Annotated in this window: 22 protein-coding genes; 11 read left to right on the forward strand and 11 right to left on the reverse strand. The window is 48.8% G+C overall.

Features of this window, described 5'->3' with window-relative positions; translation table 11 throughout:
• Positions 1-21 precede the first annotated feature (21 nt).
• The 4 genes from P9J57_RS12325 to P9J57_RS12340 form a co-directional block, all read right to left on the reverse strand.
• Positions 22-762: an SDR family oxidoreductase gene (locus P9J57_RS12325; protein ID WP_026021006.1), complete on the reverse strand. Its 741-nt coding sequence runs from the start codon at positions 760-762 to the stop codon at positions 22-24.
• Between the two features lie 577 nt (positions 763-1,339).
• The gene (locus P9J57_RS12330) at positions 1,340-2,008 is read right to left on the reverse strand and encodes a haloacid dehalogenase type II (RefSeq protein WP_058702432.1); all 669 of its coding nucleotides are present in this window, start codon (positions 2,006-2,008) and stop codon (positions 1,340-1,342) included.
• Positions 2,009-2,060: 52 nt separating this feature from the next.
• Positions 2,061-3,392, reverse strand: a complete 1,332-nt coding sequence (locus P9J57_RS12335) for an aspartate aminotransferase family protein (protein WP_110145781.1) — start codon at positions 3,390-3,392, stop codon at positions 2,061-2,063.
• A 9-nt stretch (positions 3,393-3,401) separates the two neighbouring features.
• On the reverse strand, positions 3,402-4,463 hold the full coding sequence (locus tag P9J57_RS12340; protein WP_058706896.1) for a phosphotransferase: 1,062 nt from the start codon (positions 4,461-4,463) through the stop codon (positions 3,402-3,404).
• Between the two features lie 158 nt (positions 4,464-4,621).
• Between P9J57_RS12340 and pdxR the strand changes: the two genes are divergently transcribed.
• Positions 4,622-6,082: a MocR-like pyridoxine biosynthesis transcription factor PdxR gene (pdxR, locus tag P9J57_RS12345; protein WP_483279235.1), complete on the forward strand. Its 1,461-nt coding sequence runs from the start codon at positions 4,622-4,624 to the stop codon at positions 6,080-6,082.
• 374 nt (positions 6,083-6,456) lie between these two features.
• Here pdxR and P9J57_RS12350 read toward each other — a convergent pair whose 3' ends face one another.
• Entirely contained in the window at positions 6,457-7,296 is an 840-nt protein-coding gene (locus P9J57_RS12350) for an EamA family transporter (protein WP_483279236.1), read from the reverse strand.
• Positions 7,297-7,441: 145 nt separating this feature from the next.
• On the opposite strand from P9J57_RS12350, the gene P9J57_RS12355 reads away from it, so the two are divergent.
• On the forward strand, positions 7,442-8,341 hold the full coding sequence (locus P9J57_RS12355; RefSeq protein ID WP_019105023.1) for a LysR family transcriptional regulator: 900 nt from the start codon (positions 7,442-7,444) through the stop codon (positions 8,339-8,341).
• A 175-nt stretch (positions 8,342-8,516) separates the two neighbouring features.
• Here P9J57_RS12355 and P9J57_RS12360 read toward each other — a convergent pair whose 3' ends face one another.
• The gene (locus P9J57_RS12360) at positions 8,517-9,692 is read right to left on the reverse strand and encodes an alginate lyase family protein (RefSeq protein ID WP_014606069.1); all 1,176 of its coding nucleotides are present in this window, start codon (positions 9,690-9,692) and stop codon (positions 8,517-8,519) included.
• Between the two features lie 905 nt (positions 9,693-10,597).
• Between P9J57_RS12360 and P9J57_RS12365 the strand changes: the two genes are divergently transcribed.
• From P9J57_RS12365 to P9J57_RS12375, 3 genes are all read left to right on the forward strand, one after another.
• Positions 10,598-11,056: a hypothetical protein gene (locus P9J57_RS12365; RefSeq protein WP_231858595.1), complete on the forward strand. Its 459-nt coding sequence runs from the start codon at positions 10,598-10,600 to the stop codon at positions 11,054-11,056.
• A 513-nt stretch (positions 11,057-11,569) separates the two neighbouring features.
• Positions 11,570-11,980, forward strand: coding sequence for an ASCH domain-containing protein (locus P9J57_RS12370; protein ID WP_015701119.1), 411 nt, complete (start codon positions 11,570-11,572; stop codon positions 11,978-11,980).
• Positions 11,981-12,180: 200 nt separating this feature from the next.
• Entirely contained in the window at positions 12,181-12,462 is a 282-nt protein-coding gene (locus P9J57_RS12375; protein ID WP_227022864.1) for a hypothetical protein, read from the forward strand.
• A 192-nt stretch (positions 12,463-12,654) separates the two neighbouring features.
• On the opposite strand, the gene P9J57_RS12380 is transcribed toward P9J57_RS12375, so the two are convergent.
• Both P9J57_RS12380 and P9J57_RS12385 read right to left on the reverse strand, forming a co-directional pair.
• Positions 12,655-13,098 (reverse strand): hypothetical protein, encoded by a 444-nt coding sequence (locus P9J57_RS12380; protein ID WP_015701120.1) that lies wholly within the window; start codon positions 13,096-13,098, stop codon positions 12,655-12,657.
• A gap of 281 nt (positions 13,099-13,379) precedes the next feature.
• The gene (locus P9J57_RS12385) at positions 13,380-14,015 is read right to left on the reverse strand and encodes a DUF2268 domain-containing putative Zn-dependent protease (protein WP_015701121.1); all 636 of its coding nucleotides are present in this window, start codon (positions 14,013-14,015) and stop codon (positions 13,380-13,382) included.
• Between the two features lie 496 nt (positions 14,016-14,511).
• On the opposite strand from P9J57_RS12385, the gene P9J57_RS12390 reads away from it, so the two are divergent.
• The 3 genes from P9J57_RS12390 (at position 14,512) to P9J57_RS12400 (ending at position 18,688) form a co-directional block, all read left to right on the forward strand.
• Positions 14,512-14,979, forward strand: a complete 468-nt coding sequence (locus P9J57_RS12390; RefSeq protein WP_015701122.1) for a GNAT family N-acetyltransferase — start codon at positions 14,512-14,514, stop codon at positions 14,977-14,979.
• A gap of 522 nt (positions 14,980-15,501) precedes the next feature.
• Positions 15,502-17,439, forward strand: coding sequence for a methyl-accepting chemotaxis protein (locus P9J57_RS12395; RefSeq protein ID WP_015700497.1), 1,938 nt, complete (start codon positions 15,502-15,504; stop codon positions 17,437-17,439).
• Between the two features lie 976 nt (positions 17,440-18,415).
• Positions 18,416-18,688, forward strand: a complete 273-nt coding sequence (locus P9J57_RS12400; RefSeq protein WP_029568683.1) for a hypothetical protein — start codon at positions 18,416-18,418, stop codon at positions 18,686-18,688.
• Between the two features lie 390 nt (positions 18,689-19,078).
• On the opposite strand, the gene P9J57_RS12405 is transcribed toward P9J57_RS12400, so the two are convergent.
• Positions 19,079-19,651, reverse strand: coding sequence for a TetR/AcrR family transcriptional regulator (locus tag P9J57_RS12405; protein ID WP_014593504.1), 573 nt, complete (start codon positions 19,649-19,651; stop codon positions 19,079-19,081).
• A 128-nt stretch (positions 19,652-19,779) separates the two neighbouring features.
• On the opposite strand from P9J57_RS12405, the gene P9J57_RS12410 reads away from it, so the two are divergent.
• Positions 19,780-21,189: an amidase gene (locus tag P9J57_RS12410; RefSeq protein WP_105082522.1), complete on the forward strand. Its 1,410-nt coding sequence runs from the start codon at positions 19,780-19,782 to the stop codon at positions 21,187-21,189.
• A 110-nt stretch (positions 21,190-21,299) separates the two neighbouring features.
• Here P9J57_RS12410 and P9J57_RS12415 read toward each other — a convergent pair whose 3' ends face one another.
• Positions 21,300-21,482, reverse strand: a complete 183-nt coding sequence (locus P9J57_RS12415; protein ID WP_110287061.1) for a type 2 periplasmic-binding domain-containing protein — start codon at positions 21,480-21,482, stop codon at positions 21,300-21,302.
• Between the two features lie 166 nt (positions 21,483-21,648).
• Between P9J57_RS12415 and P9J57_RS12420 the strand changes: the two genes are divergently transcribed.
• Positions 21,649-22,146, forward strand: a complete 498-nt coding sequence (locus tag P9J57_RS12420; protein WP_259019491.1) for an IlvD/Edd family dehydratase — start codon at positions 21,649-21,651, stop codon at positions 22,144-22,146.
• 138 nt (positions 22,147-22,284) lie between these two features.
• Here P9J57_RS12420 and P9J57_RS12425 read toward each other — a convergent pair whose 3' ends face one another.
• Entirely contained in the window at positions 22,285-22,665 is a 381-nt protein-coding gene (locus P9J57_RS12425; protein ID WP_024471859.1) for a hypothetical protein, read from the reverse strand.
• A 215-nt stretch (positions 22,666-22,880) separates the two neighbouring features.
• Between P9J57_RS12425 and P9J57_RS12430 the strand changes: the two genes are divergently transcribed.
• On the forward strand, positions 22,881-23,729 hold the full coding sequence (locus P9J57_RS12430; RefSeq protein ID WP_014593501.1) for an AraC family transcriptional regulator: 849 nt from the start codon (positions 22,881-22,883) through the stop codon (positions 23,727-23,729).
• The last annotated feature ends 402 nt before the right edge of the window (positions 23,730-24,131 follow it).

Consider the following 24,131-nt stretch of genomic DNA (forward strand, 5'->3'; position numbering starts at 1 on the left):
ATTTACTCTCCTTAAAAAACTTCAGTAATGAACCAGCCCACCATCTACAGCATACTGGCTGCCGGTAACATAGGATGCGTCATCGGACAGCAGGAAAAGTGCAACTGCAGCGGCCTCTTCTGCTGTTCCGGCTCGGCCTAAAGGAACCTGGCTTACCACAAAATCTTCAAACTGCTGACGTGACTCTTCTGGCATAAAGTGCCTGAAGTTGGTTTCAATCGGACCCGGCACCAATGTGTTAGCGCGGATACCGCGTTCAGCCAGCGCTGATGCCCAGCTTTTGACCATAGCGATAATGGCACCTTTCGTCGCTGCATACAGACTTGTCATCGCCGCACCTTCATAGACAGAGGAGGAAGAAGTTACCAAAATAGACGCGCCTGAATTGAGCGATTCGGACAGGGCTGCCAGCTGTAGCATCGGGCCTCGCACATTAACGTTCATCATACGATTAAAAGAATCTGCCGTTACAGATTCCGGGGAGCCTACTTCAGCATAACCGCCATTTAGCCATAATCCATCAAGTGAACCCCAGTCGTTAATAGCCTCACCAAGCCCATGTATATCAGCTTCGCTTGCAGCATCGCTTTTCAGAATAAGCGAAGCTGCAGGAAGCAGACTGCGTGCACGCTCCAGTCTTTCTTCATTAAGACCGGTTATGGCTACATGGCCACCTTCCGTGACAATACGCTGAGCGCCTGCCAGCCCCATGCCACTCGTGCCTCCAGTAATTAGTATCCGTTTACCCTTAAATCTGCCCACGCTTACAGCCTTATTTGTCTCTGGAATCAGCATTTAACTTACGTAAAAAAATACTATTCATCATCTGTTTCATTATGCAACGATGACATTGTTGCCTGAAGGTCCGCTTCTGGCACAGAGCGGACAGGCTAATTGAGCTAAGGTCCGCTATGAGCGAGGAGCGGACATCAAATGGTGGTCACAGGGAAGCTCTGGCACATTAGACATAACAACCCCTGGCCGCACCATCTGAAAAGCTCTCAGCGCGTTTCCGCCGCGTCCGGGCTGTTTCCGGCACCTTTCCCTGCTTCAAAACCTGAAAAACGCGCCTGATGATTTCTGCGCGCCTGCATGATTATGTAGTAAAAGCTATTCTCGACAAATTAGTGCGTGCAGATGCTGAAAACGTCCGCTTCTGGCACAAAGCGGACGCTAACATCTCTTCCTTTGTCCGCTATGAGCGATTAACGGACATTGCAAACACTCTTCTGTGCAAATCGACGGGAAGTAGTTCAGATTGTCTGTTTCATAGCCCGTTTTTTCCGGAAACGTGAACCGGCGGACCGGACGCTCACCGGCTGAGTGCCCGGTGCCGGGTTTAAAGACCCAGCACGCCTGCCAGGCCACCGATATCCCTGATTTCATGATACTGATAAAAAGGCGTGCCCGGCTCGTGGCCACGCTGTACGAAAACCTTATGAACAATGCCCATATCATGCGCCGTCATCAGGTCATAACGCATGCTGGATGAAACGTGCATAATCTCTTCCGGTCCGCATCCCAGTTGATCCAGCATATATTCAAACGCCTTCATCTGCGGTTTGTAAGCCTGCGCCTGCTCTGCGGTGTACACCGCGTGAATGGGAGCCCCCAGTCTGGGCACATGGTACGTGATTAAATCGTTCATTGAATTCGTCAACAGAACCAGGGGTATCTCTCTGGCCACCTTGCTCAGTCCAGCGGGAACATCCGGATGCGGTCCCCAGGTCGTCACAGCGTGATTAATGGCCGCACAGTCCTCGTCGTGGCAGACAATTTTCCATTTTTTACAGGTACGTCTGACGGAATTGTTCACAACTTCCGCGTAGGGTTTCCAGGCACCAAGCACTTCATCAAGACGATAAGCCGCAAAATCTTTAACAAATGCCGCCATATCGTTGCCGTTAATACGATCGGCAAATTGTGTTCTGGCTGCGCCTGCCATATCGAAATTGATCAAGGTACCGTAGCAGTCGAACGTAATATATTTTGGTTTGAACAGCGACATCGTCATATTCTCCTGGTTGTCTGTTTTGTTTAAAGCATGCTGGCGATCATTTTTAATTAAACATCTCTTCCATTACGTCGGTCATGACAGCAAGAAGGTAGTGCGCGTTTTCGGCAGAGAAAACCAGGGGCGGCCGTATTTTTAAAACATGGCTGTCCTTACCACAGGCGCTGATAAGAATCTGGCGCGCCCTTAAACGGTTAACCACATCCAGCGCATATTCCCCGGCCGGTTTTTTAGTTGCATTATCGCTGACCAGCTCTGCGCCAATAAATAATCCGCTGCCTCTGACATTACCTATAACGGGAAAGCGTTGTGCCAGCGTATTCAGCCCGTTAATCAGTAACTGGCCCGTTTCAGCGGCGTTCTGTTGCAGCTGTTGTTTTTCGATAACATCAAGCACGGCCATCCCGGCAGCGCAACTGACCGGGTTACCGCCAAACGTATTAAAATAACGGGCAATCCCGGCGAAGCGTTGCAAACAGGCTGGCCGGGCAACCACGCCACCAATGGGAAGACCATTGCCCATGGGTTTCCCCAGGATGACTAAATCGGGAACAATTCCGTGGCGCTCAAATCCCCACATGTGCGTGCCCAGCCGGCCAAATCCAGGCTGAACTTCATCGGCAATAAACAGCCCACCCGCCTCACGAATCGCCGTCACTGCCCCCTGTAAAAAGCCTGCCGGCCCGGAATAAATTCCGTCGCTTGAAAAAATGGTATCGGTGACCAGCGCGGCGGGACGAATACCGTGGCGCCGCAGATCGGCTATGGCGTTGCGCACAGCCTCTGTGAATAAATCGGCCGTATTGCCCTCGCCCTGGTGATAAGCATTGGGTGCCGGGACAACACGCACGTGAGTGCCCAGCGGCACCCCCTTACCCAGCGACGGTGAGATTTCAGCAACTGCGGCGGTAATGCCGTGATAGGCATTTTCCGTCACAATGATGCCCGTACCGTCTGTGTGGCAACGGGCAATACGAAGCGCAAGGTCGGACGATTCACTGCCTGTGCAGGTAAACATGACATTGCTTAAGTCTGACGGAAACGTTGAGACCAGCCGTTCGGCATAATCCAGCACCACCTCATTCAGATAACGTGTATGCGTATTCAGCGTGCATAATTGCCGGCTGACCGCGTCAGTGACGGCGGGATGACAATGCCCCACTGCGGGTACGTTGTTATAAACATCCAGATAAGCTTTACCATATTGGTCATAAAGCCATACACCTTCACTGCGAACGACGTGCAGCGGATGTTTATAAAATAATTTATATGAGGGACCCAGCACACGGCCCCGACGCGCAATTAACGCGGCGGTATGGCGATCCAGGATGGTATTTTCAGACGGTTCGTAGGCATTGACCATTAGGGCAGGTTTCATCATTCCCCCTCAGTTACAGGCCGCGCGCAGTATTCTGCGGGCAGATAAAAAATCGATCGTTATTAACCGGGAAAGTCCCAGCCACGCAGAGTGGGTATTTTTTAAGATGTATTTTCTGTTTTCCGGATAGAGACGAGCGCGATATTCGGTGATGACGATCGTCATACATAACCTGGCAATAATCAGGTCATACAGCATGTCAATTTCTTCCCTCTCGAGCGGAAAGACAGAATGATAGCCCTGCACTAAAGGAATTATATGATCAAACGGATTCTCACCTGAAAGATGATAACTTGCTGCAATGGCAATATCGTTTACGCGCGCCGTATACGTCATATCACCGAAATCAAAAATACCCGATATATTTGCTGGTTCGTGAGGTGACATGACAAAATTATGCGGATTCATATCGGCATGAATGATCTGCTTACTGAAGTTTCTTATCGGCCCTACAATCCGCGTATCGATGTGGTCGAAAAACTGATAAACCGCTTTCCATTTTTTGTCCGGGCAGTGACCGGGCAAAAAGACCTGACAGTCAGCGATATGACTCAGATCCCAGTTTAAAGGCCGGAACGCGCCATCATGACGAAAGTCTTTTAAAACACGTCCCAGTCTGGCCAGTATCACACCGATATTAAAGAACTGAGCCTCACTCTCCGGTAAAGTTCGCAGAGGAACGCCGTCCAGCCAGGTGCTGAGCCAGGTCAGACGCGGTGGCGTCCCTGACTGAGCATCCAGCGTCTGACTTAATAGCACAGTCTGGCCGGTCTGACTTTTTATGATCCTCGGCACTGGTAAATCCGGTGCCTGCCGCGCTATCCACTGCAACGCCTGCACCTGCAGGTCCGTTGTTTCGGGACAGTCGGCGGGGTTGGCCAGCCGCAATATACCGCGCTTCCCGGAAGCATCCTCGAGACAAAAAAGCTCATCCCGCTCGCTGGCCAGCCGTTGAGCACGGGCCTCCCAGCCATAATTTCGCCTGACAAAATCCTCAATGCGCTGCGGCGAAGACGCGTCCACCGACGTGATCATACTGGCATGAAGCCGGACATCATAAGACTGCGCCATAGCTTGTCCCGGTGTTGAAGCAACCGATTTCACAGCCGCCCCGTCACCCGAAAATAAAAAGTGTGGATGATGGCACAGCGTGATTATCCCCCGATGAGGTTGGCTGAAAAATAAGACATAATGGACTGACACTCTATAGCCAATCCGGATCAATTTTTATGTCCACTTCCCAATCCGTTCTGCTCTGCGATCTTATTCTTCAGGATATTGATGCCGATGCGCATCGTCCCCTGCAGGTCAGGATTTTCAGCATTATTCAGAAGGCGATACTGGGTGGCATGTTGATTTCCGGGTCCAGGCTGCCCTCAACACGTCAGCTTTCTGCTGAGCTCGGTGTGTCACGTATGACGCTGACGCTGACCTATGACAGACTTTCCGCTGAGGGCTACATTCTTTGCCAGCGTGGCAAAGGCACTTTTGTCGCCGACGTTGCGCCTTCAGCAACCGGCCGGCTGGCGCCTGCGCCCCCGGAAGCCCAGGCGGCGTTGTCATCGCGGGCGAAAATCATGATTTCAGGTGTTTCCGGCGTTTCGCAGCATGCAGGCGCGTTTGTGCCCGGGGTAGTTGAAACCAGTAACTTTCCCTTTCCGGTGTGGAAGCGCATGCAGAACCGCCATATTCGTCGGCCCGCGGCGCACATGACCGGCTACGACAGCGAAGGTGGCTATTTACCTTTACGCGAAGCGATTGCGCATTATCTGCAGGTTTCCCGCTCGGTGGTGTGCCAGCCGGAACAAATCCTTATCACCATGGGCAGTAATCAGTCACTGAGTCTGTGCGCCCATATGCTGGCGGATCCCGGTGACAGTGCGTTAACAGAGGATCCCTGTAACTGGAGCACCGCCCTGCTCTGGCAGGCAGCAGGACTGAACATTATCCCCGTACCCGTTGATGATCAGGGCATTGATATCAGCCAGTTTTCGTTTGCGGCCCCGTTTCCCAGATTGCTGTTCACCTCGCCGTCACATCAGTATTCGATGGGCGTTGCGCTCACGTTGCAGCGCAGGCGTCAACTCACCGAACTGGCTGCCGAATACGGCTTCTGGATCGTTGAGGACGACTACGACAGCGAGTTCCGTTACGACAGGAGTCCGATCTCGTCTCTGCAGGGACTGGACAGCTACCAGCGCGTTATTTACTGCGGGACGTTCAGTAAAGTCATGTTTCCGGGATTACGCATCAGCTATATGGTGTTGCCGGAAAAACTCGCGGGTGCCTTTAAAAAAGGGCTGGTTCAGCTTTACCGCCCAGGCCAGTTTACGGTGCAGGCGGCGCTGGCTGACTTTATCAGTGAAGGCTATTTTTCCACCCATATCAGACGGATGCGCGGGATTTACGCTGAGCGTCAGCACACGCTGCGCAGCGCGTTGACTCAGGTTTTTGGCAATGAAGTCACGATGTCCGGGGGGAATGCAGGGCTGCACCTGACGGCCCTGTTTAATGCGTCAGTTGATATAAACAGGATGACGGCCAGTGCGGCCAGTAAAGGTGTCGCGTTAAGGGAACTCGGGCACTATTATTTTCAGCCCCGTCGGAGCAACGGCCTTGTGCTGGGCTTCGGTGGCATAAAGAGCGAAAACATTGCTTCGGCCGTTAACATTATGGCGGAATCAATCTGACTGCCCTTTAAGAAGGCATGATGAGCGATAACAGTCGTAGAGGTGTTATCCCCCTCAGACAGGGTAACCATCGATAAACAGATGTGAAAACTTGCTCACTGTTTTGTGGTTCCCTGAAAATGGAAGCTGGCTTTTGTAACGGTGATTTCTGTGCTGCGTGAAATATCTGATTCAGGCTGAGTTGACAGTTTGCTGACTGAAGTGCTCATGATTGTAAACGGGCAAAGTCTGCTATGAGCGATAAGCGGACATTGGTTTTATGAGCGTTTCAGAACTTAAACAGTCGTAACTGGTCTTTAATCTGGTATTGCCGAGCAGCAAGAATCATTCGCACAACGTATATGAGCACGCACGACGCTTGGTGAAAATAAATACTAGATCCTCAGAACCACAACGCCGGAAATTATCATAAAAAGGCCTGACAATCGTGGCAGACTCAGACGCTCCTGTTTCAGAGTAAAGCCCAGCAATGCAGTAACTGCGCTGGCCAGAGAACTTAAAACCGTAACTACAGCAACGTGGCCAAGGCTTGCTCCGTATGCAAGCGTAAAGAAGCCTGTAAGGCTCATACAGCTGATACAAAAAAGCAAACCAAGCATCCCTAAAGAAGGGCTTTTCACGTCTTTTCTACCCATAACGACCAGAGACAGAAACATCAGAGCGGTGGCATAGTAAATCCATAGCGACTGTATTACGCCCAGTTCTTTAACTGCAAACTCACCCTGCAGCCAGAATCCCAGCCCAAGCGATAGTGAAGACATCAAAGCGAAGCCGACGGAAGCCGGGGATTCTCTTTTTCCGTCGTGCGAAGGTGAAATGCTGGCAAGACAGGCACCGAGTATGCACAAAAAAAGGCCGGATAAAATAATCCATGAAACCTGCCTGCCACTGATAATGGCGAGCACAGTTGTTACTGCGCCGTACAAGGAAACAAGAGGCGCAACGACTGAAACTTTCCCAATTGAAAGCGCTTTTAGCAAAAAAGCCATGCCCAACAGATTACAAAATGAGGCAATGGCTGCAGTCAGAAGTCCTGAAATCTGAAGCTCAAAAGGAATTGAGAAAACGAAAAAAATAAGCGAAAGCATCATTAACCCAAACAACTGGCTCACAAAAAGCGCCTTAAAAACCCCAAGTTCACGGGCTGCTTTTCCTGACAAATAATCCGTACCGCCCCAGCAAAGTGCAGATAATAATCCCATTAACAGATACATAACCGCCCTTATCAATATTTTCTACTGCTACGAATACGAAGCTGCTGACCATGACAGCGAAAGTGTTGAGTACACTGTGCTTAAGGACGTAGCTGCTGTAAAATTAAAGTTCAAGATCCTAATCATTAGGTGAGCTACTGATAAAATGATGAATCTTTTGCACTGGCGCTTGATTGTTGCCGTTGCCGATTCTGGAAATATCACGCGAGCTGCAGAGCAGACAGGCATGACTCAGTCTGGAGCCAGCCAGGCAATTGCCCAGTTAGAAGCCTCCCTAGGATTCCGGATGTTTATTCGCGAACGGCGACATACCAGTGTTACCGCGCTGGGTGAAGAGGTCATCGGACACGCAAGGCTTATGGTGTCCCGACTGGATGCTATCAGGGCACTGGCCGACGACGAGCGTGGCCTGAAAGACGCCCGCATCAGAATAGCCAGCTTTCCGACCGTAACTTCAACATTCTTACCCGGCCTGCTGCGAGAATTTAAACGCCTGCATCCGGGTATTAATGTGGTTGTTCTTGAAGGAACGGATCATGAAGTGGAAGAGTGGCTTTCGAAAGACACTGTAGATCTCGGCGTAGTCATGAACCCTCTGCCCGGCTATTGTGACTTACTTCTGGGAAGGGATGAATGGGCTGCGGTGCTACCAGCTGGTCATGCTCACTCCCGTCAGGCAGCGTTGAGCGGCATATCGCTAGAGGTTCTGACAAGTCTGCCGTTTATTCTTGCAACGGGCGGCTGTGCAGTGAACCCAAAAAGCCTTGCTGAGCAGGCGGGTTTGCAGATCTCTGACATCCGTATAACCGTACGAGACTGGATTAGCGCCTGTATGTTAGTGCGCGAAAATATGGGAGTTGCTCTTATTCCCCAGTCAGCATTGCCTGCTGATTTGCATGGTTTATCTGTTATAACAGTAACCCCAAGGATTTACCGGGAATTTGGCCTTATTTGCTCTTCATTAGGCAGATCTTCACCTGCGGTTCAGACGTTGTTAGAAAGTTTGTTTAACAGGGCCGGCACAACACTCAAATATGAAATCTAAAGTCTGCTAAAGTTCCGCTTCTGGCACAAAGCGGACGTTCGCAGTTATTCTGAAGCAGGCTGAAGTTTGTCACATTGTCGCGTATTGCTTAACAGGTGGCGGGTCACTGCAGACAATGTAAGTATCTAGGATCGCTTCTCACGGCCAGCTTTATTGCCAAAAAATTAATTAAATATCAGTTAAGGAAAGTTAGGGTGCCATAACCCAGCTGGTCATACCCGCCACTGTTCGGGCCGTAATTACCGCCTCCACCCTCAAGGCCCTCCTTCTCCAGCGCCACCTTTATCTCTGGTGCGCTGAGATGCATAAGCTGTACATAATGTCCGTACAACAATGCCCACACAGGTCTTATTTCTCCACGACCTTTGTCTGAAATAACTGACTGTGCGACGTCACTGTTATGGTAAACAGTATAAGGGACGCTGATTCCTGAATTATATCTGGCTACGTAGCGGGCCGCCCCGAGTAAGCGATTATTATAGGCACCAAACAGGTCATCACCCTGGTTCCAGGCAAGCTGACAGATGGTTCCTGCCAGACCAATGCCGAGCAACGTGTGCGCCTGATCTCGCCCGCTCTCCTGCCACTGGACAAGTCCGTCAGGATAAACTTTCCATGCAGCTTTTCTGAGCGCGCCGTTACCGTTTCCATCAAGATAGTAGTGCCGGGCCTTTTCATAAAAATCTTTTCGGTCTGCATAGATACCAATAGCCATCAGTGAAGCGGTACTAGACAGGTCCCAGTTTGCCCAGTAGTGGTCCGTTTTTGCGCCGTTATGATGCTCAAGAAAGGCGATGTTCATGGGTGCAAACACCGTAACGAGCATATTTCTGATCGCCTTTTGCTGAGAAGCTGAGAAGTCGGATGACCCCCGAAGCGTTTCGGCTGCGACAGCAAGCTGGTAGCCGTAGAGTCCGGCCGCGAGAAATTTATCTGATGTTCCGTCAATGGATCGCAGTTTTTCCGCCCACTGAGTGAGAATATAAACGGCCCGCTTTGCACGTGAGTCGTCTCCGCTCAACCGCCAGTCCAGAGCTAGAGCATATGCGGCCGCAGCGTCATTAAAGAGGAGTGCGTAATTTTCTTTTGGATGGCCTGCCGCCGTGCCCCTGTAAAGAACAGCCACAGGATGAGGCGTATAGTCAGGTGAATCATGCGCATTACTGCGTAATAACGCAAAATCTGAAGACCAGGGTTGATGTCCTTCTTTTACTTCCAGAGCTGTTTTTTTGAAGTCATCAGCCGTGTTTAATGCACCAGGATGGATAAACGAACCATTTTCAGAAAAACACGAAGGTGAAAGTCCAAAAAAGAACATGGCTGTAATAATCGCGTTTTTACTTTTCATCATGTTAGCTCATTTATCCCGATATTTTATCGTACGAAAGTAATACAGCTTAAACCCGCATCTCTTTTGACATGCTACCCCTTAAACTGGTTCCCGCCGAAGTTAGCAACGCGAGCTTATGGCACAATCGCTGGTCAAATCAAAGCCAGTAAGCAGCGCAAAACAAACAAGAAGATTGCAACTTTCATCCATATGCAGAATCCAGAAATGGAATTACGCAATACCTGAGGGGTTCAGGGGAAGGTGAGATGGTCATTCGTCCGCTTTGAGCGAGGAGCAGACATAGCTAACAGTATTCTGTATGAATCAACAGGGAGTAAATCACCAAAACTGTACTTCACTCGAATTATAAACCTTAACGAGTCCAGAACCTGCTAATCAACTGAAAACGAGGTTAGCAGCCACCGCAGTGAAATATTCTTGAAGATGATGCTTCAGCGGCATGAAGGGACCAACTTATGCCCGCCAGGATAAACTGGCCACATGTCGCCGATAGCTTGGCGAAGCCGGTTCCCGTTAAATATATTCTGCCAATCCCCAACCTTTGGAATGATTGTAGTCATGGGAAATATTTAAAATATTAATTGATACTTGGACTTATTTTTATTGCGTTGGGTTATATACTGTTTTAATACGTTAGAATATAATCGGGTTAAAATTGACAAACTCAATCAAGGGCGTGCAGGATGGAAAAGACAGGAATTATAAAACTCACACTTAAAAAAGCCATTTTCGCTCCAAAAAAGTCAGTGTTGTTATCCGTATTATATTTTTTGTCAGTGTTGTATTTTGAATTTACCAGGTATGCTAACTTCAACGCTTACAGTTTCACTGTGTTTCAAATAGCGTCGCTTTTGTTATTGACATGTTTTATATGGTTTTTAATACTGTTACGATGGATGGATGCTGTGGTAATTGCTCTGGCAGTATTCACGGTTGGTAAATTTTTCCATAGTGATATAAGCACTCTTGTGGTTCGCACAGGATTCGTTTTCTTTCAAAAAGAATTAATAAAAAATCCATCTGTATGCACCCCCGAAAAATATAATAATGGTAAGGATTTACTTTCATACTGTTTCAGGACCTATTCAGAAAAGCAAGGGGTTGTTAGAGATGTTTTTTATGATTCAGGCCATGAAATACCCTTAAATAATTATCAACGTCTTTGCTCATGGAGAGATGCATGGGTAAAGTTTGCCAATAAACCTAATGAAAGTTTATTGTATAATTTAGATGCACCTTCGCTGGCCCCGGTCCTGGAATTACATGCTGTTGATTTGAGCTCTGGTTTTTATCAGCTGGAATACAATGAACAACAACCTCTCTACAAAGACGCACTTCATACTTCCTGTATAAAAAATAGATAGTTTTATCTTAGAAAAGGAATCTGCGCCTGTGCAGGGCACAGAAATCCTCAATACATCATAAGCACATCTTCAGTGTCTTTAGTCAGAATTATGCTGAGCAACCGGGCGCGCTTCTCGCAGACCAGAGTCTGAACTGCGTTCCCGGGTAATCTTAAGTTTTTGTCAGGACAGATAGTTGAGTGACTGCTCAATGTTGAGCTTATCGTGCCGCATGACAACTATGATAAGCGAGTAGTCTGCACGGTATCGCTTGAGAAGGTGGCCACATTGTCTTTCCAAAAATCAAGATGCCCGGCAGTCTGGCGCGTAGTCATGACCTACTCCCCTTTGATTAATAAACCGATATGTTAGCAACGTCCGCTCCTGGCACTGAGCGGACTTACGAACAGACCGGTTTCAGCTATGAGCCAAATGAGAGCCCCTGCACCCGAGTGATAGCATCTCTTTAAATGCCCGGAAAGTATATGTTAAAACTCTTTATGACATTTTTCATAGACGATAAAAGGGCTGTTAATGGCTACAGTTGAGGTATTAAAAGCAAAGTATCCAGGAGCAGTTGCCTGGCAGTTTGGTGACAGCCCAGAGCTGGCAAGCAATCTGGCTGACCTGATTAAAAAAGGGATCAAAACGGCCTCCTGCTGCTCTCTTATATCTTACCAGCAGGAAGAGCCTGCCCCGAAAATTGGTAGCTATAACATCATCCTTGATGGAGAGAACGTCCCGGTCTGCGTAACCAGACTGGTTTCAATGAAACTGGTTCGTTATTGTGATGTTACTGAGGAGTTTGCCCGCAAAGAAGGTGAAGGCGATTTAAGTCTTGAATACTGGCAGCAAGAGCATAAGAGGTTTTTCTCGAGTGTAGGACATTTTTCTGACGATATGGAACTAATCACAGAAGAATTTGAGGTGGTTGAGTCGCTGTAAGATTCAATAAATACTCTGGCGTTTCAAACCTTATCATTTATTACAATGTCCGCTTCTGGCACAAAGCGGACGATCTAACTTAGCTGAAGGTCCGCTGAGAGCGAGAAGCGGACATAGTGTAAGTTTATACTCATAAAGCTTTTAGTAAATTTATGCACTAATTACTAACTTGAATGAACGCGAATTCAAAGAGTGTCAAGATGAAGAAAGAACCCAAGTGTCTATTCGCAAAAGTGCGGCAACCTTGTGATTATCGTCCAAACGTAACGGCTATCGTGCTGTTTGGGTTAAAGGTCATGGGAGATGAAGAAACGGTTTATATTGAGATCCGCTTTATCGATTACGACAGCTTGCAGGTTGAGGGCGACCATATAATGTTTTCACTTGAAGAGGCCCTTCAGTTTGCTCTTATAGATTATGGTATTGAGGCGTCGGATTGGCGCGAGATGAACCAGCAGGAAATAAGTCGGATTGAATGGTAGCCAGTGACCTGCTCCCCATAGATTAACATATCTTAATATTATCAATGTCGGCCTTTGGCACAAAGCGGGCAGGCTGACTGAGCTGGAGGTTCGCTATGAGCGATAAGCGGACGTTGGCACTCTGCTTCCCGCAAGAGTGGCCACTTAAACAGTCGCAATTTACTTTGCTAACTTTGGTTTGTGACAAATGAGTCAGTGCATACTGAAATGAACAAGGTATCTGCCATATTGTGCTTCAATGACAAACTCTTCGTGCAGAGAGCCATACCACACTGGTGGGCTGGTAATAAGAGTAAAGAACTCTGCAATACCGGTCATTTCATCGAGAGCAACTGTAAAATTGGCGAGGAGGTTCTGCTTGAGTGCGGAGGGCAGAAGTTGCATGTCCTTATGCTCAAAGAACCATAAAGCCACTCTCTCCATAAATATTTTTTGAGAGCATGCTTTGAGTTGTGGGTGCCAGTATGCGGACGGAAACTTATCTGTGATGGATGAGTGATACATCCCCAAAGACGTCAGCATGCTGTCACTTTCCTCAAGTCTAATCACAAAATAGTCAGATACGCGGTTTGCCGCATCATTCATACAGCCTACAGCCAGCATAAATCCTGTGAGTCGTTCCGCATAATTATCCATTTTTCCTCTCTAAGCGCGTTCCCCTATCTGAATTCGCATGTCTGGAGTAACGTTTCAGGACATTACAGCATGTCTGCAGGTGTACATGTTAAACAACTCGAGGGGATAGTAAAACCTTGAACCGCCCCAAATGACCAAGACATACTGCTGTAACAACGTCCGCTTCTGGCAAAAAGCGGACAGGCTGACTGAGCATGAGGTCCGCTATGAGCGAAAAGCGGACCAAGCGAGTTTCGCTTATGAGTTGAATAACAGCGTTAGAGAAATTAAAAGTATGTACTTCATATAAAAGCCTTTAACTCATCAGCCTTTATGTTCGCCAGCATTGATGCTTTCAAATGTGGGGATGAAGCGAGATACCTGGATATCAGATTGAACCCTGCGGTATAACCCAGCCACCTTGGTAAATCTCCTGTTCCGAAAAACCAGGTATTATGGTCGTAATCAGTGTGATTCCAGATTTCAAACATGAGTGGATAGTAGGGCTTAACAATATCGGACTTGAGGCTTTCCCAGGGCTCAGCTTCACCACCCAAAAGCTCAAGAGAAAAATGGCCGGCAAGTCCTTCAGAGACCAGTGCTTCCCCCAGCGTTGAGCCGTATCCCGGTCCTGCCCACCTTGCCGCATGGTGAAGTTCATGAGCGAACATACGTTCAATAGAATGCGCAACGTTTTTGCAAAATGCAGGGTTTTCAGGATCGACGGTTATATAGATAACACCAGATTCAGGACAAAAACCGGCATGCCCTTTTTCGGGGATAACAGACTTCCCAGCCTTAACTATGACATCAACTGAAGGGGTCGCCATCAGCCTTGTGACTTTTACATAGGTATCGGTCAGGGTAGTTCGCAGCCATTCACAGTGAACAGTGAGTTTTTCCTGAGCATTCAGAATATGGATGGTTATTTGAGGCATGTCAGTCTTACCCAGAATCATTAGTAATGTGCGTATATTAACAGACATACAGGGCATGTAATGTTGCTGCTCAGCAGTGGCCGACCAATGATCACTAATGTCAGCATCTGGCACAGAGCGGACGCTAACATTTCTTTCTTTGTCCGCTATGAGTGATCTGCGGATATTGTTAACAGCGTTCTGTGTAAGAGCAGGTTATCGCCACCCGCATTGGACAGAAATTGTCCTAAGTGCAGTATGTAAGCAATCAGTATGCGTTCATGTCCCACACTTCCTTAAGACCGTGTGTCACTCACTTTATAAATAAAATTAGGCATATAGCTTACTTATAACCTGATCTGGTACCCGTTGATTCACAGGGGCTGTTATTATCTACTTCCGCCTTTGGCATGGAGAAAACATCCTGGGCAATAAGGACAGAAGCTGTACCGGTGTCATAAGGGGCACCCAGGAAATTCTGTCCAGTCTAAGCAGACTGAAAACACTGGAGTGGCTCATGGATATTCATTTCGCAGAAATCTCCCCGGACAGCTCAGGATTTGTCGAATTGCGAACGCAGAGCATGACTGAAGGATTGAACATGCTGCGTCGGCTAGAAGAAAATTGGCTCAGCGGCTATAACCGTTTTGACAGGCCTGGAGAAAAACTGATTGGGGCTTATGTTGATCGTTTAATTATTGGCGTGTGTGGGCTTAACGTCGATCCTTTTACACAAGAAACTGGTGTCGGTCGTCTACGGCATCTTTATGTAGACACTGAATGGAGAAAAAATCGGATTGGCAGTGCTCTACTCAATGAGATTCTGAAAGATGCTGGCCGCTGGTTTGATTTTATCAACACGAATGCACCTTCATCAGCATTCACTTTCTATGAACGAGCTGGTTTTGTAGCTTTATCAGGTGTAGAAAAAGTTACACATCAGTTATGCCTGAAAAACCCAGCACGGCACTTCATCAGGTACTGAACACAAATCCAACTCTTGTCCAAACATGCTGAGTGGCTGCCGAAACACCTTACGGAGATTAAAGTACCTGACTGGCAGCTATGAGCGAGAAGCGGACATTGCTAATAGCGTTATGAGTGAATCAACGGGGAGCAGGTCACTCGCAGCGATCAAAGCGCCTGCCAGGTCAGATAGTTTTGCTTCACCTTACACCCCCGAGACAACGTCCTTCGGCGACATATTAATAATACATGTGCGCGAACCGCATTTAGTTCAGCCGACTCATTCAAATCTCAGTAAAAATTCTCAGATGAAAATCCAGCAATGGCTAATGCCGCTGCGAACAGAACTTCATCCCGAGAAAAAATGATTATTTAGCTTAAGTGCTTTGTTTAACGTTACTAAAAGTTTATTCCGTAAAGCAGTAAATCAACAATGCGGTATAAAGTTAATGAAGGAATAACCGATAAAAAGGTTAAGGTGCTTTGCAAATGTATCTTTTGCAATTGTCACTATAACGAACTAATTCACCAGGAATTATAAATGAATAAGATTCTAAACAATATAAGTCTTACCGCCAAATTTGCCATTCTGGGCCTGTTTTCCCTTGTTCTGTTCTCAGTTCCTACCATGCTTTTTGTTTCCGAAGGTAATAAATACATTCAGGACAAGCAAAGAGAGCTAACAGGTGTACCCGTAGAAAATAAGATTTTAGCCCTGCTGAATTTGATACAGCGCCATCGTGCAGAAACCGCCCTGGCCATTGCAACTAAAAATCCAGCAACACCGTCCCGCGTTCAGGTCAGAGATGAAATTGAAAACATCACTGACGTTATTACTAAAGATATGGCCAAGACAGAAGGCAGCGCTGCCATAATCAGCAAAATTAATGATGTGCGCACACAGTGGAGCCAGCTACAGCAGAGAATAGATTCTTCACAACTGACTCTGACAGCCAGTCTTGATGCGCATGCCCTCCTCATCCGCAACCTTTTGAACGCGAACCGTGATGTGCTGGATTTTTACGGCCTTTCTCTCGATTCAGATATCAACACGTACCGTTTAATTACGAGTAATTTTTCATCATTGCCTGAATTGACCGAAAGCCTTGGGAAAATACGTGCATTCGGCACTTCCCTTCTTGCCCGAAATGAAAGCATAAGTGAAGCAGACTCTGTCCGTATGGAGTCTTTAATCAGTAATGGTTCGTATAACCTGAATTTATTTGTTCAGGATTCTGAAAAACTATTTTTATCTGATAACACACTTAAGCAAAAGTTCAGTGCAGATGCAGATGCAGCCGTTCAGGAGGCAAACAGTGCTCTCAAAACCGCTGAGGCGATTTTTATTAACCGGAGCATGACGAATCAAAACCCGAAGGACTATGCAGCGCTCTTTACGCACGCTATTAACAAATTCAGCGACTACGCCATTGGTGGAGGTAATGAGCTGAGTGAAATACTGAATGCGCAGATTAAGGAACACCGATATGCACAATATGCACTACTGACCGTTCTTGTTTTTATCGTCCTGTTGGCAGTAATTTTCGCTCTGGTTATCATTCGCTCCGTTACCAGACCTGTCAGTGCAGCATCAAAGCTGGCGCTTGAAGTCGCAGGTGGTGACCTTACGTCAACATTTACGGTGACAGGACGTAATGAAACTGCCGGACTGCTCAAGGCATTACTGCAAATGAGTCAGCGACTTACACTTACGGTTGAAAGCATCAAAAGCAACGCTGTCACTATCGCTACCTCATCTGAAGAAATTGCTCGCGGAAATGGTGATCTTTCTGCGCGAACTGAACAACAGGCAGCCTCTCTGGCTGAGACTGCGGCCAGTATGGAGCAGTTATCGTCAATTATCGGCAATAATGCAGATAACACGCGCCATGCTGCTGAAATGGCCAACTCCGCTACCAGTGCGGCCTTAAGAGGCGGTGAGGCGATGGAGTCAGTGCTGGCTTCAATGGAAAAAATAAGCAACAGTGCGGGGCAGATTAAAGAAATCATCTCCGTTATTGACGGGATAGCGTTTCAGACGAATATTCTTGCTTTAAATGCAGCCGTTGAAGCTGCCCGGGCAGGTGAGCACGGCAAGGGCTTTGCTGTTGTTGCATCTGAAGTCAGGGCACTGGCACAGCGATCGGCTGGAGCGGCGAAGGAGATCAAAGGACTGATTGAGCAGTCAGTTGAGCATGCCGAACAGGGCATTTCGATGGCCCGGGATGCCGGTGAAAAAGTTAAGCAAAGCGTGGAAGCTATTGAGCAAACATCTCAATTAGTCAGAGAGATTTCATCTTCTTCTGAAGAACAAAGTGCGGGCATATCTCAGATAAATATTGCGGTGACACAGATGGATCAGGTTACGCAGCAGAATGCCGTACTGGTTGAAGAGTCTGCATCATCTGCTGATGAACTTGCAAGCCGGGCCGCAAGCCTGAGGGATGCTGTCAGCGTATTCCGCACAAACGCTGTATAATTGGTTCAAATACTTTGGTTGTGTGCCATTTAATGCGGCAACATTTTTACAAAACTGCGTCTGTATTTGCACTTGATAAGCCATCTTCAGGGATGGCTTATCTCATTTAAAACCATGATAAAGTTATACTTTTGCACTTAAAGGCCCGGTGGACTAATTAAACGCCTGTTGAAATATTTGGCATTACCCCCCAATTGCCCATATGAGCTACGCTCATAACATCCGTAATGCAACCTGCAACGCGTTCCTCTTTAAAGTTGTTTCTATTGCAGATGGCCTTCATAATTCCTCTCGTGCCGGACGGCGCGTTACACCTTCCCCCTGGGGCGCTGTTCTGCACTCGCGCCATCCGGCCATTCAGTCAAATCTCTTACTACGCAGTTTCATAAATCAGACTTCAAATTTGAAAATGGCGATATGCAGAAAATCATTAGATGCGGGGTTAGCTGCATAGAGGCGCTGACCTGCTCCCGGTAAACTAACATTCCATGATGCAAGCAACGTCCGCTTTTGGCACAAAGCGGACAGGCTGACTGAGCTGAAGGTCCGCTTTGAGCTGTGAATTCAACCGATGAACGCACACATGCATAACGCCTCTGATGAACAGAGCGCTGAACTGTGCTGAATTTATCAGGGTTCAGGAAGCAGACTGAAGATCACCGAAAAAGAGACGTCATTTTACTAAAAAAAGAGTCATTCGGCCTGCTCTCCCGAACTTAATCCTAATCCTAAATACGAGGTATCACATGTTCGTCAGGACGCCATGCCTTCCGCTTATTAATATTTACTTACCGTAATTAACTAAAGGCGTCATCAAACTGTCATCAAAAAATCTTTGAATAACCGAGGCGCATCTGGGTTTCACCTTCCAGGCAACCCGCTGTGTTCCTACAAGTTTTTGTGATTACGTTTCTCAATTCGCTGAGCGCTGTCAGGGCAATCAGCCTTCTGTTTTCTTAAGCTGAGAGGAATCGTTATGCCTGTATCTGTTATAAAATACGCAGTTAAAACCGCCGCGTTAGCAGCGATCGTACTGGCTGGCCTGCAGGGCGTTTCGTTCGCAAATGATCTGCCTTCTCGCACGACTTTAGGGCCCGATTCAGTTAAAGAAATGTCCGCTCAAAAAGCAGACGCCTCCACTAATGAAAGCGCTATCAAACTGGCCGCGTGGCATCACCATCTGGAGATTAATCCGGGTTGTAATGATCCCTCTTCAGGTCTCGGTTGCACCGACGATGATAATGCATAACGCGTAAAAGCGGCAGGCACCGTTTACAGATTCGGTGTCTGCACTGAGAGGAATAGATAAAAAGTACCGTCATCCAGACTGCTATTCATTCAGGCACTGGAGCATGAGGCATGTAAAGCCTCTTACAAAGTAAAGGCTGGCGTCGCGTGCTGGTTACTGCCCTGCCGACCCGGCCATTCCTACCGGTTTATTTGCAGGGTCTTGCCAGATACCCGTTTACCTGTAGAGGGTCAGAGGTGTCGTGAGTTTGAACCTCCTCCGTTCACGGGAATTCGCGGATAACATATAAACCCGATGCGGTGTTATTCCTCTCAATATAAATATCCGGAGCTGCATAAACGAAAGACTGACCTTATTCAATGCGCCAGTCAGTTACGTTTTTTCAGAATTTTATCTCTCAGCTGTGGGTAGCAGACCTGCAAACCTGTATCCCTCAATAAGTTCATCAAAAAGCTGAATATTGTTCCGGCTTCTGGCCATTAGCTGTGCGCCGGCGATGGCTGAAAAAATGGCACCGGCACGCATTCTGCTGTCTTCTGACGCAGTGATCCCCGCTTCCAGTAGCTGCCCTGCCAGCCAGTCTATATTGACGTCCGCAAACTTTTGCACCTCAACTTTGACAGGTTCAGGCAGATCATCATATTCCGCCGACATGAAACTTCCCATACAAAGTCGGTTTCCGCTTTCCAGCGAACGGCGAAATATTTGTGGATAGCGGCTCAGACTCCTGAGCGCATCGCCTTCCGCATCCCTCAGTACGTCCAGGTCACGCGCCGTATCCTCCCAATAACGCTGGGCCACCGCCGCACCCAGCTCGGCCTTGCTGGGGAAATGATAGTAAATGCTTGCCGCTTTAATCCCCACTTCATCTGCCAGTCCGCGGATATTTAAACCTGTATAACCATGCGCCTGCGCCGCCAGACGGGCTGCGTTCAGAATTTCGTCGCGGGATGTTTTGCTCATTATGTCACTCCTCCAGAAACCAGAACCCCAATTCTAACATTTGTTAGGTAGGTATTGACAGCGTCATTTTACAGGACTAGAGTTTACCTACCAACTGTTAGGTAGGCTATTAACCAAGAGGATTTATCATGAGCAAAGAAATTTATTACTCAGACGCGACTCACCTGGCCAGCATGATCCGTAACCGCGACGTTTCTCCCGTTGAGGTGATGCAAGCGCATCTTGATCGGATTGCCGCCACTAACCCGGACGTCAATGCTGTTGTAACAGTGGCAGACGATGCCCTGAAGCAGGCTGCCGCTGCCGAAGCCGCCGTGATGAAGGGTGAGAAACTGGGCCCGCTTCACGGCGTTCCTTTTACCGTAAAGGACTCCATCGATACGGCAGGTGTGCTGACTCAGCGTGGTTCACCTATTTTCAAAGGCCGTCGTCCTGACGAAGACGCAACCAGCGTGGCTCGTCTTAAAAAAGCAGGCGGCATCCTGCTGGCTAAGACGAACCTGCCGGAATTTTCATACTGGATTGAAAGCGACAACCTGCTGTCCGGGCGCTCTAATAACCCATGGGACCTGACCCGGACGCCCGGCGGCTCCAGTGGCGGTGAGTCTGCCGCGATTGCCGCAGGCATGTCTCCGCTGGGACTTGGCACGGATTTGGCCATCTCGGTACGAGGCCCTGCGGCGCAGACCGGCATCACTTCCATGAAAGCCACGCACGGCAGCGTGCCCATGACAGGCATCTGGCCGCGTGCGCCCCGCCGCTTCTGGCATGTTGGCCCTATGGCCCGCTCAGTTCGCGATATTGCCCTGGCATTCTCGCAGCTTTCGGGACCGGATGGTCACGACGCATTCTCCAGCGCTGCGCCCGTTCATTCTGACGGGCTGCCGTTTGTAGCATCGCGTCCGCTGCGAATTGGCTGGATGACCGGCCCGGGCTTTGGGCCGGTTGATCCGGACGTTAACGCCATCGTGAAGGCGGCTGCGGAAGCGCTAAAAGCACCGGGCGTCGTTGTGGAGCATGTCGGCATTCCTGCACTGGAGAAGGACTTTGCGCTGGATGTGTTTAACCGGCTCCACGTCATGGAAATGAAGCCCGCCTTTGCGGCGGCCACGGCCGGTCGCCAGCCTGATGAGATCTATAAAATGGCGAAAACCATGCTGTCGTTACCTGATACACCGATGTCTGCTTATATTGATGCAGAGCAGGCCGCCGAACGATTGCGTGACGGCTTCGCGGAATACTTTTCACGCTACGATGCGCTTATCACGCATGTACTCCCCATCCCGGCACATAAACACGGCGTGGACAGGTTTGTTATTGACGGTCAGGACGTTGATGCCACTTATCTGCAAGGTGCCACGGTGCCGCTTAACGTCACAGGGTTGCCTGGCGTAGCGTTGCCGTTTGGTAAGAGTCGTGAAGGCTTGCCGATTAACGTGCAGATCGTCGGCAAATGGCATGATGAGCACGTCATTCTCCATATTGCCTCTCTGCTGGAAGCAGTGAGCCCTGTGAAAGGTTCTCATCCGTCACTGTAACAAGGATCGTGCCCCACGAACCCCGTGGGGCATGTAAGATCGTCGCTCACGTCTCAGCATGGAGCTTAACCCGTTGCTCCACATTTCCTTCATGGCGCACGCAATTACCGCTAATGACCGTCGGCAACCCACCCAGAAGCACTGTCGATCAACCGCTTCAGAGCTGACGAAATGTTCTGCTGATTCCAGGCCAGCCCGGTTTCGAGGTCAGGCGCCTCGCCTTGTAACTGCAGGTAAAGTACGCCGTGACGTTGCAGGTTTCTTAGCGATGCAGTAACCCGCGCTATTCCCATCCCTGCTGAAACGAGGTCTGCATGGTCACTGCCTGACCATCACCGGTCGCAGCCTGGCAGAGGAGCTGGCGGATATTCCAGCACAACCGCAGCCTGATCAGAACGTCATCCTGCCGCTTCAGGCCCCCTCTATAAAGAAGGCCACCTGGCAATACTTAAGGGTAATCTGGCCCCTGACGGGGCGGTCGCAAAAATCAGCGGCCTGAAGATGCCCGCCATCACCGGTCCGGCGCGCGTCGCAAAGCAGGCGATCCTTGAGGATCGGATACAGCCTGGTGATGTGCTGGTGCTGGGATATTTAGGGCCTAAAGGGGGGCCGGGGATGCCCGAAATGCTCTCCCCGACAGCGGCCCTGGTGGGCAAAGGATTGGGAGAGAGCGTTGGCCTGATCACTAACGGCCGCTTCTCTGGTGGCACCAAGGAAATGGTGGTCGGTCATGTCGCACCGGAAACTTTTGTAGACAGAACCCTTGCCTTGGTGGAGGAAGGCGACGCCATCACTATTGATGCCCATCGGCAACTGCTGCAACTGAGTGTCGATGAGGCGCTACTGCAGGAAAGAAGAAACCGCTGGAGCCCACCAGCGCCACGTTACACAAGAGGTGTGCTTGCGAAGTTTGCCCAAATGGCGATTCCGGCTTCCAGGGGCGCGTGTAACGGATAAACGTACCGGATTACGCTGTTTACTGACAATGGTCGAGGTATGTCAGTAATCAGCAGTCCGGGGAGCCCTAGCCAGCCCCTGCTTTGATAGCGATGTTGTCGTCGTGGTCTCTTTTACTGGGATACTTTTCTGCTTTACCTAAAGCAATGTTTTTGCGGTTGCTAAAGCCTCTTCTTTAGAAGCGGCCATCAATAAAGGATAGCCCCAAAATTTTTCATAAATAATGGCGAAAGGTCTGGCTGCAGCCCTTTTTACAGTGTTGGGTTCAATCAGGATTGACGCTTTAACAAAGGCTTTTAATTCATTTTTATGCGCTTTCATCCAGCGGGTTGTCATCTTCATCTCATCGGCGGAATGCTCATGTTTGCTTTCAGTAAAGCCTTCACCGCTAAGCAGTACGAAGGGTGTTTTGCGGGCGAGTAACGCTTCGAATTCATTAAATGCGGGGGCAGCCGAATCCTTTCCAGGAGCATTCATTTTTATCCATACAACGGGAAAATCGGCATCGTCAATTTGCATAGTCATAATCCTGTGAATCGGTTGATTAAGATTTTCAGCCCTCCTGATGCAGCGCTGAAAAATGGCCGCTTCGGTAGCATGACGCGCAACGCACCAGGCAACCGCCAGCCCTGTTAAATGAAATTATCTGAATCCCTTTTAGACTGCATTGCGAATGTTGGTCATAATATTATTCAAAATTGCCAAATGCTGCTTTCAAAACCAAGGTTGAATACATGTCCCGGCTATCTTCTCTGAATGCTGTTGCTTTGCCTGATATTGACAGTATCCCTCGCCCCATCTTTGCACTGAGCGCATCCATGATTTCAAATGGCTGGGAACATGAAACACACCAACATCGTAAGTCGCAATTGCTCTATTCAGTCCGTGGTGTGCTCAATTGTGAGGTCGACGAGGGGATGTGGATTGTTCCACCTCAATGTGCAGTCTGGATACCGGGCAACATGCCACATTCAGCACGGGGTTCTGGAAATACAGAATGTTACTGTCTGTTTATTGAACCTGAGGCGATACCCGCGCTTCCAAAAACCTGCTGTACACTCTCCGTAAACCCACTCCTGCGCGAGTTGTTGCTTAAAGCTGCGGGGTTACCGCGGCTTTATCCGACAGAGGGACCGGAAAGCCGCTTGATAGCAACCCTTCTTGATGAATTATCAGCGGCGCCAGTAGAAGATCTGCATCTGCCAATGCCACGCGATCGAAGGCTGCGACAGCTTGCTGAAAAGCTACTGGCCGAACCTGCTGATAAATCCTCTTTGGGCGAATGGGCCCATCGCATCGGTATGAGTGAAAGAACCATGAGCCGGCTGATGCTGCAGGAGATCGGAATGAGTTTTGGTCATTGGCGTCGGCAGTTACATGTCATCCTTTCACTTCAACGGCTAACCCGTGGGGAGAGTGTTCAGACAGTCGCGCTGGAACTTGGCTATGAGAACGCCAGCGGATTCATCACCATGTTTCGAAAAGCAGTAGGCAAGCCGCCCGCTCGCTACCTTTTCGAAAGAACAGAGAAGGCAACAGGCGGAGCTTCGGGCATTATGCCCGGCAAAATTTATTTGGATTAAAGGCACTGCCGGATCCGTCATCCATTGCACACTCTGTTCGTCGACGCTAAAGCCGTTACCCTTCTTTCTGCACTGACAGCGCTGCCTTGCGTTAACCGGTCATCCCCTGCGCGATGCTATCGGTATGAGGCGGGCGCTGACGGAAGACGCCGGGCAATAACAATCCATAATGCCAAGAAACATTCCGGCAGCATCTCTGACTTCTTTTTGAACATACCTCCCGTCGCAATTCAAGACAGTGTTGAGGCACCTAAGGGGAACGATCCTGGATGGGTATTGCTTATCATCCGGCAGCACGTAAGACGAAAAAGATTCGCACCGTCAGCGCCATTACCTTACCGACAGTGCGTAAAAGAACCGACTTTTCTGCAGCAACGTTAATATTCCCCCCTTTTAAGCTGC

This window comes from Pantoea sp. nfd-35 (genome assembly GCF_056892255.1).